The 14,506-nt window shown below is 41.2% G+C and carries 14 protein-coding genes and 1 pseudogene; 14 read left to right on the forward strand and 1 reads right to left on the reverse strand.

From position 1 onward, the window contains the following. The 8 genes and pseudogenes from RDQ32_RS04275 to RDQ32_RS04310 all read left to right on the forward strand — a co-directional run bounded on the left by RDQ32_RS04275 (position 1) and on the right by RDQ32_RS04310 (position 8,045). Entirely contained in the window at positions 1–1,020 is a 1,020-nt protein-coding gene (locus RDQ32_RS04275; RefSeq protein WP_308579235.1) for a cyclic GMP-AMP synthase DncV-like nucleotidyltransferase, read from the forward strand. Positions 1,021–1,028: 8 nt separating this feature from the next. Next, the gene (locus RDQ32_RS04280; protein WP_308579236.1) at positions 1,029–2,696 is read left to right on the forward strand and encodes a ThiF family adenylyltransferase; all 1,668 of its coding nucleotides are present in this window, start codon (positions 1,029–1,031) and stop codon (positions 2,694–2,696) included. Beyond that, positions 2,677–3,207, forward strand: coding sequence for a Mov34/MPN/PAD-1 family protein (locus tag RDQ32_RS04285; protein WP_308579237.1), 531 nt, complete (start codon positions 2,677–2,679; stop codon positions 3,205–3,207). The genes RDQ32_RS04280 and RDQ32_RS04285 overlap by 20 nt, the downstream gene beginning before the upstream one ends. A gap of 1 nt (position 3,208) precedes the next feature. Next, positions 3,209–4,033: a hypothetical protein gene (locus RDQ32_RS04290; protein WP_308579238.1), complete on the forward strand. Its 825-nt coding sequence runs from the start codon at positions 3,209–3,211 to the stop codon at positions 4,031–4,033. 56 nt (positions 4,034–4,089) lie between these two features. Next, positions 4,090–4,407, forward strand: a pseudogene (locus RDQ32_RS04295) (type II toxin-antitoxin system RelE/ParE family toxin). Continuing rightward, the gene (locus RDQ32_RS04300; RefSeq protein ID WP_308579239.1) at positions 4,400–4,699 is read left to right on the forward strand and encodes a helix-turn-helix domain-containing protein; all 300 of its coding nucleotides are present in this window, start codon (positions 4,400–4,402) and stop codon (positions 4,697–4,699) included. Before RDQ32_RS04295 ends, RDQ32_RS04300 begins: the two are co-directional and overlap by 8 nt. A 331-nt stretch (positions 4,700–5,030) precedes the next feature. Continuing rightward, entirely contained in the window at positions 5,031–6,992 is a 1,962-nt protein-coding gene (locus RDQ32_RS04305; RefSeq protein WP_308579240.1) for a DUF438 domain-containing protein, read from the forward strand. A gap of 501 nt (positions 6,993–7,493) precedes the next feature. Continuing rightward, entirely contained in the window at positions 7,494–8,045 is a 552-nt protein-coding gene (locus RDQ32_RS04310) for a GNAT family N-acetyltransferase (protein WP_308579241.1), read from the forward strand. A 109-nt stretch (positions 8,046–8,154) separates the two neighbouring features. Here RDQ32_RS04310 and RDQ32_RS04315 read toward each other — a convergent pair whose 3' ends face one another. Next, positions 8,155–9,012, reverse strand: a complete 858-nt coding sequence (locus RDQ32_RS04315) for a hypothetical protein (RefSeq protein WP_308579242.1) — start codon at positions 9,010–9,012, stop codon at positions 8,155–8,157. Positions 9,013–9,252: 240 nt separating this feature from the next. On the opposite strand from RDQ32_RS04315, the gene RDQ32_RS04320 reads away from it, so the two are divergent. From RDQ32_RS04320 to RDQ32_RS04345, 6 genes are all read left to right on the forward strand, one after another. After that, complete coding sequence (locus RDQ32_RS04320) at positions 9,253–10,500, forward strand: RNA-binding domain-containing protein (protein WP_308579243.1); 1,248 nt, start codon at positions 9,253–9,255, stop codon at positions 10,498–10,500. A 166-nt stretch (positions 10,501–10,666) separates the two neighbouring features. After that, positions 10,667–10,891, forward strand: coding sequence for a DUF3791 domain-containing protein (locus RDQ32_RS04325; RefSeq protein ID WP_308579244.1), 225 nt, complete (start codon positions 10,667–10,669; stop codon positions 10,889–10,891). A 60-nt stretch (positions 10,892–10,951) separates the two neighbouring features. After that, on the forward strand, positions 10,952–11,191 hold the full coding sequence (locus RDQ32_RS04330) for a hypothetical protein (protein ID WP_308579245.1): 240 nt from the start codon (positions 10,952–10,954) through the stop codon (positions 11,189–11,191). 192 nt (positions 11,192–11,383) lie between these two features. After that, positions 11,384–12,253, forward strand: a complete 870-nt coding sequence (locus tag RDQ32_RS04335) for a hypothetical protein (RefSeq protein WP_308579246.1) — start codon at positions 11,384–11,386, stop codon at positions 12,251–12,253. Between the two features lie 9 nt (positions 12,254–12,262). Then, complete coding sequence (locus RDQ32_RS04340; RefSeq protein ID WP_308579247.1) at positions 12,263–13,147, forward strand: hypothetical protein; 885 nt, start codon at positions 12,263–12,265, stop codon at positions 13,145–13,147. A gap of 126 nt (positions 13,148–13,273) precedes the next feature. Further along, positions 13,274–14,500, forward strand: coding sequence for an adenylosuccinate synthetase (locus RDQ32_RS04345; protein ID WP_308579248.1), 1,227 nt, complete (start codon positions 13,274–13,276; stop codon positions 14,498–14,500). Positions 14,501–14,506 lie beyond the last annotated feature (6 nt).

Here is a 14,506-nt window from a genome sequence, read left to right on the forward strand (position 1 = left end):
ATGAAGTTAAAGAAAGAGTTTTCAGACTTCTACAAAGATATCAGAATTGACAGTGAGTCACATGCATTAAAAGACAAAAGTGAAGTACTGAAGGATGACATCAAATCAAAGCTTCCGGGAATACTTGGAAATCATGGTATTAGCATCACGAAAAGTGATATTCGAATGATTGATCAGGGTAGCTATAAATACAACACAACGATTAAAGATGATGTGGTAGATCGTGACGTAGCTGTAATGATTCCGTTAAGTACTTCTGATAATTCAGATCCTCGGAAAATCAAAGGCTATTTGAGAGATTCCATTAATATTTCTTCGAGGACAGTATCAATAAAGGAACCATGCGTTAGAGCATCGTATTACGAAAACGGCGAAGAATGGCTTCATATTGATCTTCCTCTTTACGCAGAGGATGGATATTCGGTGTATCTTGCGCGAGGAAAAGAGTACGGGAACGAATACTCTTGGGAGATAGCTGATCCGGACGGTTTAAATGATTATCTATGTGGGAAAATCAATGGAAATGATCAGCTCCGCCGAATTATATGCTTTATAAAAAAATGGCGTAATGAAAAGTACTCCGGTTCAATCAGTGACCATGAAGTGCCACCGAGTATCGGTTTAACCCTGCTTGCCTGTGACAGTTTCTCTTCACAATCAACAAGTGAAGGAGACGACGACCTTCTTTCGTTGCAAAAGACTATGAAGGGAATTTTAGGCAGATTCACCTATACATATGACGCTAACGGAAACCTTGTGCGAACTATTTCAGTGGATCTTCCAGTTGCACCGTATACGGATGTTTTCAAGAAGATGAAGGACAGTAGCATTTCGCCTTTGACAACCTTTTACAATAGGTTGTCAAAGGCGGTTGATAATCTCACAAACGCTGTGAATGTTGAGTCTGCTCATGATGCCGGTGAGTATGTTCAGAAAGTTCTGGGGGATGACTTTATCGTGCCGGCGAAAGAAGCGGTTGCAGCAGCGGCACAGAACAAACGAGAACACAGTTTTGGATAGGATAGGATATGACGGTAAAAGAAATTTTAGAATCATATGAAGAGATTGCGATAGGGGAGCAAATTCTTGAAGGCGTGCTTTTCTTTACTTTGTTTGAGAAACAGTTCCTATTCTTTGCCCCCGAAGTAAATGACCCTTCCTCAAGGGCTACTGTATATTTATACAATGATAATCTCCTGGATTTTCCTCATATCATGCTTCGGGAAAACACTATTACTGATGGAAAAGGCCTTCCAAATGGGACATACAGGTGGGTATGTCTTTTTGAACAAAACAGTATAGTGAATTCGATCGTCTCGTATGAGGACAAAATATTTGATTGTATTGATAGATTGATTGAGTTGCTTTCTATGTCTTCAGCGGACAAGGAGAGAGAATTTCAGAAGGAATTTATGTACTACTGGAATAGCGAGACTACCGGAGATCAGAAGTTCTCCGTGTATTTAGATCAATCTGCGCATTTTGCGGAAATGGATGCGTTCTATGGCGCAAAAAAAGTCCGTCTTATACAACGAGGGTTAGCTCTTACTGATATAGATGACAGAGATAAGTCTGGGAGGAAATGGATTCACCACGTCGAAAATGATGTGTTTTATATCCCAATAGTAGATTGCCGTAGTATTCTTCCCCCTCACAGGGGGTATCAATGGACAGCCTCTGAAGTACAAAATATCGTTTATGGAAAACAAATCGAACATATCAGTGACGACACTTTTCAGGCGATAAAAAGAATAATTCCAAAAACACAAGATTTTATTCTTGTTTTCGGAATGAAAACGGATCAATCGAATGTTTTGTTTTCTCTGAAAGTGAAGTGTAGAAATGGCAAGAGTCACACATTGCTGGAGAAACTACTCTCGGATATTGTTTCGCTTGAGCTGCTTAATACGGAGCGAAAGGATTACGCCTTTTTGTGTGAGCAGATAGGGAATGACATAGGGTTACTGAAGAAGAGAGTATTGGTTATTGGAGCCGGTTCTTTAGGGAGCTATATTTCGTTTGAGCTTGTAAAGAATGGCGCTAAAAATTTGAAGATATATGATGGCGACAAAATCGAAGAAGAAAATGTTCTACGATGGGCATATGGCGGCATTGGCAAGGGCACAAACAAAGCATCAACTGTTCAAATTTTGCTAAAGTTACTTCATCCTGAAATCACAATAGAAGCATGCGAGACTAACATAAATGTGGATTCTCTGATGGAAGAAATCAGTGATAAAGATTTGATCATATTTACTATTGGAAGTAGCGATGAGCAGTTAAAACTGAACAGGGTATTAAAAAAAGCAAACTGCCCCATACCGGCGATATTTGTTTGGCTTGAAGAGGGCGGAACTAATAGTCATATTCTGTTTGTTGATTATCGAAAACCAGGGTGTTTTGAATGCCTGTATACAGATTCTAACGGAGAATACGTCAATAATAGAGCCAGGAAAAATTCAACTTCAGCTACAGAAAACGGTATAATTCGCAACGGCTGCGGAGGTACAAGGGCTGCATATGGAACAGCCATTCTTCTTAGAACAACAGCAGCCTTGTTGGATGTAATACGAGATTATAACGGACATAAGATGATAGCGAATACTCTTATAGATATATCGGAAGAAAAAATCGCTATTTCTGACACAATATTTCCGATGGAGGAGTGCAATTGCTGTGGAGATACGGGCAAATAACAAATGTGTAAAAATTGATCTTCCTAATGGAAAGGTAGTTGACGTTCTAAGTCCTGTAATGGATGAGATACGAAAATGGATACAGGACGATGGCTATAAGCCAGAAAGTGGCGGATATATAGTAGGATACCAGCATGAACATACGGGGAATGTTTCTTTAGAAGCGGTATCACATCCCTACCTAATGGATATAAAGAATCGCGTAAGATTTGACATACGAGATCCACGCCACCAACTATTTTTGAAAAAGGCCAGACGTCATAAGAGTTATTATATGGGTGTGTGGCACACACATCCACAAAAGATTCCGGTACCTTCAAATATTGATTGGAATGATTGGGATGAAACCATGCGTTTAGACAAGACAGGATGCCAATATATCTTTTTTATCATTGCTGGCACCGATGAATGGCGGCTTTGGGTTGGGGATATTCTGACTGGAGAAATCCAGGAAGTTTATGAATGTGAGAAAGATATGGACGGAATCTATATAAAAGAGAGAATGCTATAAGATGAAAATACTGTATGAAAAGATTTCAAGTAATGAGAGACAAATACTAGAGGTAATAGCTCTGATTGTTGTGATATTTGTACCATGGGTTGTTGATTTACAGGAGATATTTAGGAAGTATCTGAATAGCCATCCCATTTCTCCTGATGACTTTTTTTGGCAAGTCGCAATTAGAACGGGCAGACCTGTCGCCTCTGTAATACTTTTTATTGCCCTTCTTTTAGCGATAAGGAAGTTTAATCAGGGATTCGTTATGAATCGTAAGCGTGTTTATCACGACCACAGCTATGCATGGTATTGGTTCTGCTCAAAAATCCTCGGCATCAAGAGTTGTGATTTAGTGCTTGTTCCAATTCCTACGCAGTTTAAGTTGGTAATAAGAGCTACTTTTCCAGAATACCCACTGGATGAAACAGAATATCCTGTTGTTGAGAATGAATCAGACAGTACAGTTTCGGTACTGAATCAGGAGGAGTCAACCAACTTAATCAATATTGTCTTGGAAGACACATATGCTATTGATGAACGGCAGATACCAAAATCAAAACAAGGATATAAGACAATCAAAATCAGCAGAAACAACGGCGCAGACAACTCTCGACACTTTAGTCAAAAGTATATCGAGGAAATCATTAAATGTGTTAGAGGGTTAAAAGGGAAAGTATTGGTAAATATATATGCCACTACTAATCCAATGAATACAAAGCATATTGCAAATAGGGTATTCGGTCTGGGGGAAAGAGGAAATGTCGAGCATTTGTATGTATTTCAGCAGAGCAAAGGCGGTCGAAGACGTTTTGAAGAAAAAGGCAGAAAGATTTTTTAAGGGAGTTGTTTGATTATGCAAGGAAGCTATAAAGTCATCACTCTCCTCTCAATGAGATTCAACTGGCGAGGGAATTTATTCTTTCACAGGAGAAAAAATTTTGCTAAAACCCTTGATATGATACAACTTTTACAAGACAACGGGTACCAATTGCGTGAACCTTATTTAAAAGCTCTAGAGAATGGTATCTTTGAATTGCGAATAAAATTGGGAAATAATATTTCAAGGATTATGTAGTTCTTTTACGTGGATCAACATATCATTCTTACAAATGGTTTCATTAAAAAGACACAAAAGACTCCTCGAAATGAAATTGAGAAAGCAAAAAATATCGGGTAGATTATACGGATAGAAAGGAATCGTACAATGAGTAGAAAGTTTGATGATTTTCTTCAGGAACAACTTCAGGATCCTGAAATTAGAAAAGAATATGAAGCTCTTCAACCTGAACATACAGTTATTCAGTCTATGATTGATGCCAGAAAGAAATCTGGCATGACGCAAAAAGAGCTTGCAGAGATAACCGGTATTGCACAAGGAGATATTAGCAAACTAGAACGTGGTAGTGCCAATCCATCCATTAGGACACTTCAGCGCTTGGCAAAAGGAATGGGAATGATTCTTAAGATTGAATTTACTCCGGAGCAGGTATCGGTAGTGAAATAGTTTTCGGATCATGTGAAAGACAGAAATTTTCTTGGAATGGATAGTTTGAATGTTGCAAAAAATTTCTGTCTTTACTTTTATTATCAATTGTTATCTATTGTTTACCAATGAGATCAGCTTCAGTTGAAGATATAAGATATTATTCTATTTGTTGCATATGCAACAAATGTATTTTATTTTATAAAGATAATTAGAATATACTAACAAGAAATATAGTATATACAGCAGACTCATATCGTAAAAATTGAACTGATTCTATCCGGCAGGTTCAAAAAGCAAACCTGCCTCATAGATTGTCAGAAGAAATAAGTGGAATTGGAAGGAGAAGAAAATGGATAAGATTTTGGATTTGGATAAAAGTGTAGCATCCCTTGTAAAGGAGTATCCGGAAGTTGCCGACATCATGGTTGAATTAGGGTTCACAGAAATAAAGAATCCTGCCATGCTGGCTTCTGTAGGTCGAATTATGAACCTGAAGAAGGGGTCTCAGATGAAGAAGATTCCTATGGAGGAGATTGTTCGTGCATTCCGGGAAAAAGGATTTGAGATTACGGATGGAGGGAAGCCATTTCCTGCTGATGCAGCTGATGTATCTCAGACAGTTCAGGCAACAGAGACAGCTCAAACAGCGAAAGCCCCGGTAGATCGTGCTGAAGCCTTGCGTTCTCTTTTGGATCGTCTGTCTGAGGGGGAGGATTTGGAATCTGTTCGTGCAGATTTTGTACGGGATTTTAAGGATGTGGATCCTGCGGAAATCATGAGGGCGGAGCAGGGTCTCATGGAGTCTGGCATGCCTCTTTCTAAAGTACAGAAGCTATGTGATGTGCATTCGGCTCTTTTCCATGGAGATAGTCGGGAAGAGAAGATTGCCAATGCGGAAAGAGCCGTACAGGCTTCTTTAAAGAATCAGGCAGGGAAAGAGGAAAAAAACTACATCAATAAAAGTGAAGAGGCGGATGCCTTGATTCAGATTCCCGGACATCCTCTTTCTACATTTACCAAGGAAAATCAGGCTCTTGGGCAGTATTTAGAAAGCACGCAGGCAAGATGGGAAAGCTTGGTAGAAAGTCTTTCCGGAAAAGCCGGCGGAAAAAATAAAGCAGAAATAGCAGAAAAATCAAAAGGAGTACAAGGCGCAGAAGGAGTAGAAGAAGCACAAGGGGCGCCGGATTGGGAATCTTTGCTGGCTGCATTTTCTGAGGAGCTTGCAAAACTCCGTTCCTTTACCGTGCACTATGCGAAGAAGGGAGACCTTCTCTATCCGCTTTTAAAGGTGAAATACGACATTTCCGGGCCTTCTCAAGTCATGTGGACAGTGGATGATGAGATTCGGGATACTCTGGGAGAACTGAAAAGAGAGCTTACTGAGAAGAGCAAGGGCGTGAGAGCGCTCAAGAACACCGGAGAGGATCTGGATGATGAGGAAGAAGAGTACATTAGAAGCAAAGCGGAGATTGCAGAAAGCATCCTAAACAGCTTTTTCTTAAAGAATTATCTTGCTGTACGGAACCGTATGGAGGAGATGATTTACAAGGAGGAAAATATTCTCTTCCCCATGTGCGCCCTGCAATTTCAAAAAGAGGAGTGGATACAGATTTACTTCGATTCCAAAGACTATGAAGCTTGTTTTTCCGTTGAAAATGAATCTTGGAAGGAAGCGGAAGAAAACGGCAATACTCCGGAAAAGTGGAGAGCGGTTGAAGGAGCAGGAGAAGCAGAAAGAGAGGAAGGTAGGAAAGAAACTTCCGAGGAGCATTCCGGAGATTTTCATAATGCTGAACTTCCTCAGGGTGCCGGAAAAATGCTAGAGGACCTGCTTCGTAGAGTAGAATCACTGGAAGGGAAATCCGGAAATAGAGAAGAGTCCCCTTCTGCAAGCGATGGAGAAATCATCATGCCCGGTGGACATTTAAAGAAAAATGATCTGATCGCCATGTTAAATACCCTTCCGGTGGAGATTACTTTCGTGGATAAGGACAATATCAATCGTTTCTTTAATGAAGGGCCAAAGGTTTTTAAACGCCCGCAAATGGCCATTGACCGGGAAGTATTTTCCTGTCATCCTCCCAAAGTGGAACCTATGGTGCGTATGATTATCGGAAACTTCCGGGAAGGAAAGGAAGATGAAGTTCCTATCTGGATGGAGAAAGGCGGCAAGCCATTCTTGGTGCGCTATATGGCTGTTCGAGACAAAGAGCAGAACTATGTGGGAACCCTGGAAGCGGTAACGGATATGACAGAGGTTAAAGAACATTTCCGTCAGTATTTTAAGAGCCATCCGGAGGAACTGTAAAAAACGCGGCTGTATAAAATCAAAATAATTTTCTAAGCAATATAGGTCTGAATTTGGGGCACGCTCTCGCTAGCTTCGCCACGTAGCGGTACTAACTTCAAGCTTCGCTTTACTTGCTTTCAGTAAGTACCGACGGGCTCAGACTACCCCTCATTAAGACCTATATTGCCGAAAATTACTCTATTATTATGATTTTACAGCCTCATTAAGAGGACAAGAATAGGTGAAATGCCTGCGCGGAAACGTGCAGGCATTTTTTCGGTTTTATCGATTTTTTTAGCTGGGACTGTTTTTTATCTCCCTGATTTGGCTGGAGCAATAGCCTTGCGTGCCACAGGATTGATTTGTATACTGTCATAAGATTAAAAAGGAAGAAGTTCCATGGGTGGATTAGAAAATGTGAAGTATGAATTACAGGTGATTAAGAAAGCATACAGGACCGGTTGGTAAAGTTGTTAAGTGCTGTAAAATGACCTTCGCCATATTTTTTGGAGGATGAAAATGGTATTTGAAGAAAAATCTATCAAAGATAAGCTTGGCAGGTCCGTTCTATTCAGAAACGCGAGACCGGAAGATGCGGAGGATCTGATCCAATATTTAAAGATAACGAGTGCCGAGACGCCTTATCTCGTCAGAGAGCCGGAAGAAATCACCATAACAAAGACAAAAGAAGAACAGTTTATTCGGGACAAGATAGATGCAGATCGGGAGCTTATGCTTATTGCGTTAATAGATGGAAAGCACATCGGGAACTGTTCTCTTATGAGTATTGCTCCGTACAAGAGATACAGCCACAGATGCGAGATTGCCATTGCCTTATACAAAGAATACTGCGGATGCGGGATTGGAAAAGCGATGCTGCAGATTGTTCTTGATCTTGCAAAAAATGTCGGATACGAGCAGGCGGAGCTGGAAGTGATGGCAGAGAACAAAGATGCCATTCATTTGTATGAGAAACTGGGATTTGAGAAGTATTGTACCTTCCCGGATAACATGAAGTTTGCGGATGGGTCTTACATGGACGCATACTGGATGATGAAGAAGCTAAAATAATCTTTGTGTTCCCTTAAGCAGTCATTTTTAAGGAAAAAAATATAGCTTCCCATCCTCCATTATTTCTTCTGTAATTCATGTCCCTTTTGCTTTTAAAGCTTTTCAGTTCCTAAAAATCCGGAAATTCTACATCCTCACTTTTTACAAGTTTTGCATTTCCGTCCTTATCTTTTGCAATGTAAAAGAGCTCATAGCTTATTTTAGCATCTGTTCCCCTAGGATCCTTGGCGGCAAATATCACGTCTTCTTCGGGCTTGCCTTCCTGCGTGTGCTTCCCGATATAGGCTAGCGGAATATAGTAGGCATTTTCGTCATCCGGTACAGCTTCTTCAAAGGCATTTTGGATTGCCGGAATATTTTCCGGGAGATAGGAGCCGGTATTGTCAATGTAATCTTCTCCCTCCTCTCTGGATTCTTCTGTGGGGAAGAGGATGGCACTCCCCATTACCTCGGACTTTCCGGAAAGGTCCTGATAAATCTGTAAAAGTACGAAGGAGACATTTTCCTGATAATCCGTCCAAGTACTCTTACATAGGTAAAGGTAGTTTGTGCCGGAAACAACTTGGGTGCCCAGCAAGGCGATGGGCTCATAATGGGTATAGTTATAGCCATTTCGTAATGCCGCTTCAAAGGCACTCATGGCATCCGGGTTATCCTTCAGAGAGAAACTTACGAGATTCGTGTTATAGGCTCCTATGAGTGGGGCATCGGAATTGTTTTCAGCCTGTTCCTTTTCTTTTGTTACTCCGGATTCTGTAGGATTCGGAGCACTGCTTTCTGTATCTTCGGAATCAGCCTTACTGCTTTCTTTCTTTGTGTCACTTAGACTCGCGGAATTGCTTTCTTTTGTTGCTTCTGTGGAATTGGCTATGCTACTTTCATTTGCCTTTTTACCGGTACAGGCGGTAATGGACAGAGTGGATAATACTGCGATAAACAGTGTATGCTTTAAAAGATTCTTTTTCATTTTTTTCCCCTTTTATATTTCTAGCTTTTGTCTCCCTCTTGTACTTCTAGCTTTTTCCTTTGTATTATAAATCGAAAAGTGGAAACTGCTTCTTACAAAACAGAGTCAATCTTGTATTCGATGCAATTGAAAAGCAATTTTGTCGATTTTTTTCAATCGTAAATTCAACCGTAAAATTTTGCGATTGAATTTACGGCTGTTTTCAATTACTATTGTCCTAACAACAAGGAGGTAAAGGGGATGAAAGAGACTAGACAGCTAGAATTTAAATCAGATATTTCCAATACATTTTTAAAAACGGTGAGTGCATTTGCCAACTATGATGGTGGACAGATTATATTTGGTGTAGGAGATACAGGTGAAAAAATCGGGCTAAAGGATCCGGCAGAGACCTGCCTTCTAATAGAGAATAAAATTAATGATGCCATTCGCCCCCAGCCTCAGTATGAACTATCGGTGAATGAGAAAGATAAAACCGTAACCCTTACAGTGGAGGCGGGACCGGCTAAGCCTTATACCTATAAATCCAAAGCTTATCGAAGAAATGATACCTCGACTATTGAAGTGGATGAACTGGAACTAAGCAGATTGATACTGCAGGGAAGAAATATTCACTATGAAGAGCTCCCTGCGGATACACAAGAGCTTTCCTTTTCGGAGTTGGAGCGGAGAGCTAAACAGGAGATAGGAATAAAATCTTTAAATAAAGACATTTTGAAGACCTTGAATTTATATCAAGATGGAGAAGGCTATAACCATGCGGCAGAGCTCCTTGCGGATCAGAATCATTTTCCCGGAATTGATGTGGCCAGATTCGGGGAAGATTTAAGCATTATTTTGAAGCGTGCAGTGTTGGAAAAGGAGTCTATCCTTTCTGAACTGGAGAAAGCAGTTGAGATCTATCGTGATTATTATCAGTATGAAGAAATCCGGGGAATGGATAGGGTAAAAGTAGAGAAGATTCCTGAGGAAGCATTCAGAGAAACCATTGCCAATGCCTTGATTCACAGAACCTGGGATGTCAACGCGCAGATTCGTGTGCTGATGTTTGAAGATAGAATTGAAGTCAGCTCCCCGGGAGGATTACCGGCAGGACTTTCAGAGGAAGAGTACTTAAAGGGAAATATCTCTATGCTCAGAAATCCTATTTTGGGTAATGTATTTTATCGTTTGCATATTGTGGAAATTCTTGGTACCGGAATTATTAGAATTAAAGAAGCTTATAAAGAAAGCCAAAAGAAGCCGGTTTTTGAAGTCTTTGAGAACTCCATTAAAGTCACCTTGCCAGCCATCAGCAATATAAATCTTAATGCAGATGAGGCTGTTGTATATGCTGTATTAAGGAAAAACTATCCGAAATCCATTAGTGAAATTATGGAAGAAGTCCCATTTGGGAAATCAAAGATAGCGGCACTGTTAAAGAGAATGGCGGAGAATCATTACGTTACGATTGTAGGTAGTGGAAGAGGAACGAAGTATAAGATTTAGAAAAAAGGTTATAGAAGGTCTATTCATTGCAGAATTGATTTCATTATAGATACCATTTGAATTTAGATTCGATAAGGTTTTTATATTGCGACAATAGTGCATAGGCAGTAATATATTTGTACACATACATTGTAATTTATTATGTTAGCGAAGGAGGTATTCTGCTATGAGTATAAGAGAAAAAGAAGTATTTCATATGCAATTAGTCTTAATACCGATTTTGGCGAAGGCATGGAAGAAAACCTATTCCGAACTATCAGATTTGTTAAAGAAATATGAAGTATTAAGCTACATTGATGTTTGCTATGAAGCTTATAATTCTACCGGGAATCAAGGGATTATCGATGATTTGCAAGACTATATTGAGATGCAGGGAGGCTTGCTTTTTTAGAACGCAGGAAGCTGTAAATACACTAAGCTTTGATAAAGTGAAAAGGCAGGTGATTGAATAATGATTACAAGTGCAGATCAGAAAAAAGCTATGCTAAATATAGCCGTATTTCTTGTGGAATATATTATGAAAGATAAGGGGTATTCAAGGGATGAGGCAGTTGAATTTTTGATGAAAACCACTGTTTATGCAGCCTTGATGGATGAAGAAACAGACCTTTATCTGGAATCAAGAGAATCCGTCCTGGATATCTTAAAAGAGGAATTGGCCGGAAATCCGTATAGATTGCTGGTGGTATAATAATTTTCTTTCATGCGTGCTTTTTATCTTGGACAACATAGCTTCTAGGCAAGAGTTTAAATGCACTCTGCTAAGAGGCTATTTTTATTTCTTCAAATAGACCTCCCCCTCCATCTATGCTATACTTTCTCTGTAATTAAACTTTGCTGTTTTTTGAAAGTTCTTAACGAATTTTCTCATCAAAGGAGGTCTATGATTACCTATCGTTGTAAGCAATGTGGCGCCCAGTTGGAGCTTGGCAGTGCCGGCGGGTTTCAGTGCCCCTATTGCGGGGCGAGAGCCTTTATGTCCGATGCGGAATTCAAAGGGAATCATGAGTTTCGGAAGAAGCTTTTGGCCTATTACAAGGCGAAAGCAAGCGAGAAGGAAAATGACTATAGCGGCGATGCCCTGTGGGAAGAGCTGGGAACTGCCACCTATCCTATGGCAAATGGCAAGAATTTAACCCTCTCCTATATGGATCGTTATTCTTATCCGGAGATGCTTTGTTACTTGTGCCGGGAGTCGGTGGTCTATGTCTTTGACCGTGAGGATGGGGCAAATGCTTTTATGCTTGGCTTAAGTCGTCTTAGCTTTCCGGAGGCGGATGTAAAGTTATCAAGGTGCTTTCCTATGCTAAAGTCTAAGATTGCTTTAGATGCCGGAAAGGTCTGTCTGATATTCACCAGAAAGCCCTACTTTTATCCTGCGGAGGTCTTTGCCCCATTTGCTTCCGAGCATTTAGCCTGGGTAATTTCACGGATGGAAAATATCTGTTGCGCCTTGGAATATTCGGAGCTTCAGCACGGGGATATCACCGCGTCCAGTCTTTTCGTGAATTCGCTTACCCATGAGGGGATGCTCTTTGGGGATTGGAGAAATGTGGAAAGGAAGCGTAGCAATCAGGATTTACTGGATTTGCGAAAGACCGCAAAATCCGTGGCGGAAAATATCCATAGTCCGGCTCTTTTGGAGGAATTTATATTGGCAGAGCCGGAAGGGGATGCCTTTCAGGACTTCGGCGCATGGGATAAGGTGATTGAAGAGGGCTTTGGCGGTCATCGTTTTGTTAAGATGAAATAGGAGGAAAATATGGGTTACGGCAGTTATTCAGCATCAGATTGGCAGAAATTGAAAAGTAGTAGAAAGCTCTCCAATGGGCAGAGGGTTGAGGAAGTATTTACAAGAAGAGAATGTAATCCCAAGATGAATCCGAAATTCATCGGCACCAGAGAGTGTTTTGACTCGGAGGAGCATCCCAATACAACCCCTATAGTTGTGGGCTTGGATGTGACCGGCTCCATGGGCTATCTTGCGGTAGAGCTGGCAACGGGAGCCTTAAATGAGCTGATTACCAAGCTTTATTCCACCGGCGCCGTGGCAGATCCTGCCCTGATGTGTGCGGCTTACGGGGATTTTCAGGATGCATCCCCCTTGCAGGTCACCCAGTTTGAGTCGGATATTCGTATTGCCGAGCAGCTATTAGATATTTACTTTGAAAATCATGGAAATGGTCAGGTGGTACCCACCTGCCTTTGGGAATTCTTATCCCGCCATACCAATATTGATGCGGTGAAGAAAAGACAGCAAAAGGGCTTCCTTTTCACCATCGGAGATATGGCAGAGATTCGTAGTGATTCGGTGGGGGCAACGATTGCCCGGGTTATAGGAGATGAAATCGAAAGGACTGTCACAAAAGAGGATTTATTGAATGAAGTAAAGCAATCCTTCCATGTTTTCCATATCATGATTGGTGGACACAGCCAGGAAAATGAGAAGCTGCTTCCGGGGCATTGTATCGTACTGGAAAGACAGGATATTTCCTGCCTTCCGGAAATCATTATCAGTGCCATTCAGCTGCAAAAGGGAGCTGCTTTAGGGGAAGTTCTTGGTCGTTGGGATGAAATCAATCGTCCTCTGATTAGCGCGGCATTAGCACAGCTATCCTTGCAAAGGGATGAAGATATTTTCCTATAAGCATAATCACTGTCATAGGCACAGCGCTGAATATTTAGCTATGAGAAAATAGCAGTTAATGGCAGGGAATGAACTCATACTTGTAAGAAATAGAAGTCATTAGCAAAAGGATAACAATATTAATTTATGAGAACAATTGCGGTTATCGGCAAGAATTTTGGGGATGAAGGAAAGGGCTCTACTTGCGGCTGTCTTGCTTCATCCCTTAAGAATGCGTTGATTATTAAACATAATGGCGGCGGACAGGCAGGGCACACGGTAGAAGATCCGGAAGGAAAATGGCGTTTTATCCATCATCAGATTGGCGCCGGAGCGGAGTACCATGTGCCTACTTTATTTGCCGACAGCTTTATGCCGGACTTGTTTCAGCTGGGGAAGGAAGTTAAAGAATTTACGGAGCTCTTCGGCTTTCAGCCCATCCTTTATTCTGAAAAAAATGCTAGGATAACAGCCATAGATGACGTACTTTTAAATATGGGTGCAGAACTTGCCAGAGGCAAGAATCGCCACGGCTCCTGCGGTATGGGCATAGAGGAATGTGTGCAGCGAAATGCCGCCGGATACGGAATTACCGTGGAAGAGCTTGCTACATGGAGTAATCAGGAATTATTAGACCGTTTAAAGCATATTCGAAAAGAGTATACGGAAAGAAGAGCGGAAATCGTGGGAATTCAAGCACCAGCTTCCTCGAAAGCCATGAGGCAATCGAATCTTATGAATCCCTACTATGAGATGCTAAACAATGAGAGGGTTCTGGAAAACTTTGTAGAGGAAGTGAAGGAGAATGTGAAGCTCCTGACCTTAGTGGATGCGGATAGAAAATGGCTGGAGAAGTTTCAGCATTTGATTTTTGAGACAGGACAGGGCTTGCTTTTGGATCAGGACTATGAAGCTTACGCTCCCCATTTGACTTCTTCAAAAACCGGCATCCATAATCCGGCTATCTTTTTAGAAAAACGAGGTTTATCCCTAGAGGAAGCCATCTATGTAACTCGACCTTATGTCACCCGCCATGGAAATGGGCCTTTACCCTGTGAGGTGAATCGTTCTGAACTTCCCGGCGTGGGAGAGGACCTGACCAATCAGCCTAATGAATGGCAGGGGACTTTACGCTATGCAAAGCATGAGAGCCTGGAAGCCTTTTTTGCACCGGTACTAAGAGATAGGGATTCTGTAAATTGCTTAGAGCATACGGGCGAAACAAAACGTCCCTACCTTCCCAAACTCGCCATCCTTGTTACCCAACTATCGGAAACAGGACATCAACTATACTTTGATGAGGGGAACATTCCCTTTGAAACAATTCAAAAAGAGGGAGAGGAGCTGGGGATTTCTTGCTTGAAAGATATTTGATAGAGA

This window comes from uncultured Oribacterium sp. (genome assembly GCF_902481605.1).
Taxonomy (GTDB): domain Bacteria; phylum Bacillota; class Clostridia; order Lachnospirales; family Lachnospiraceae; genus Oribacterium; species Oribacterium sinus.

Excerpts from the sequence above, each read along its gene's own strand:
- RDQ32_RS04275 (WP_308579235.1), top strand. The coding sequence starts at position 1 with ATGAAGTTAAAGAAAGAGTTTTCAGACTTCTACAAAGATATCAGAATT.
- RDQ32_RS04320 (WP_308579243.1), top strand. The coding sequence starts at position 9,253 with ATGAAAGAGACTAGACAGCTAGAATTTAAATCAGATATTTCCAATACA.
- RDQ32_RS04330 (WP_308579245.1), top strand. The coding sequence starts at position 10,952 with ATGATTACAAGTGCAGATCAGAAAAAAGCTATGCTAAATATAGCCGTA.
- RDQ32_RS04280 (WP_308579236.1), top strand. The coding sequence starts at position 1,029 with ATGACGGTAAAAGAAATTTTAGAATCATATGAAGAGATTGCGATAGGG.
- RDQ32_RS04305 (WP_308579240.1), top strand. The coding sequence starts at position 5,031 with ATGGATAAGATTTTGGATTTGGATAAAAGTGTAGCATCCCTTGTAAAG.
- RDQ32_RS04345 (WP_308579248.1), top strand. The coding sequence starts at position 13,274 with ATGAGAACAATTGCGGTTATCGGCAAGAATTTTGGGGATGAAGGAAAG.
- RDQ32_RS04340 (WP_308579247.1), top strand. The coding sequence starts at position 12,263 with ATGGGTTACGGCAGTTATTCAGCATCAGATTGGCAGAAATTGAAAAGT.
- RDQ32_RS04300 (WP_308579239.1), top strand. The coding sequence starts at position 4,400 with ATGAGTAGAAAGTTTGATGATTTTCTTCAGGAACAACTTCAGGATCCT.
- RDQ32_RS04315 (WP_308579242.1), bottom strand. The coding sequence starts at position 9,012 with ATGAAAAAGAATCTTTTAAAGCATACACTGTTTATCGCAGTATTATCC.
- RDQ32_RS04335 (WP_308579246.1), top strand. The coding sequence starts at position 11,384 with ATGATTACCTATCGTTGTAAGCAATGTGGCGCCCAGTTGGAGCTTGGC.
- RDQ32_RS04325 (WP_308579244.1), top strand. The coding sequence starts at position 10,667 with ATGAGTATAAGAGAAAAAGAAGTATTTCATATGCAATTAGTCTTAATA.
- RDQ32_RS04290 (WP_308579238.1), top strand. The coding sequence starts at position 3,209 with ATGAAAATACTGTATGAAAAGATTTCAAGTAATGAGAGACAAATACTA.
- RDQ32_RS04310 (WP_308579241.1), top strand. The coding sequence starts at position 7,494 with ATGGTATTTGAAGAAAAATCTATCAAAGATAAGCTTGGCAGGTCCGTT.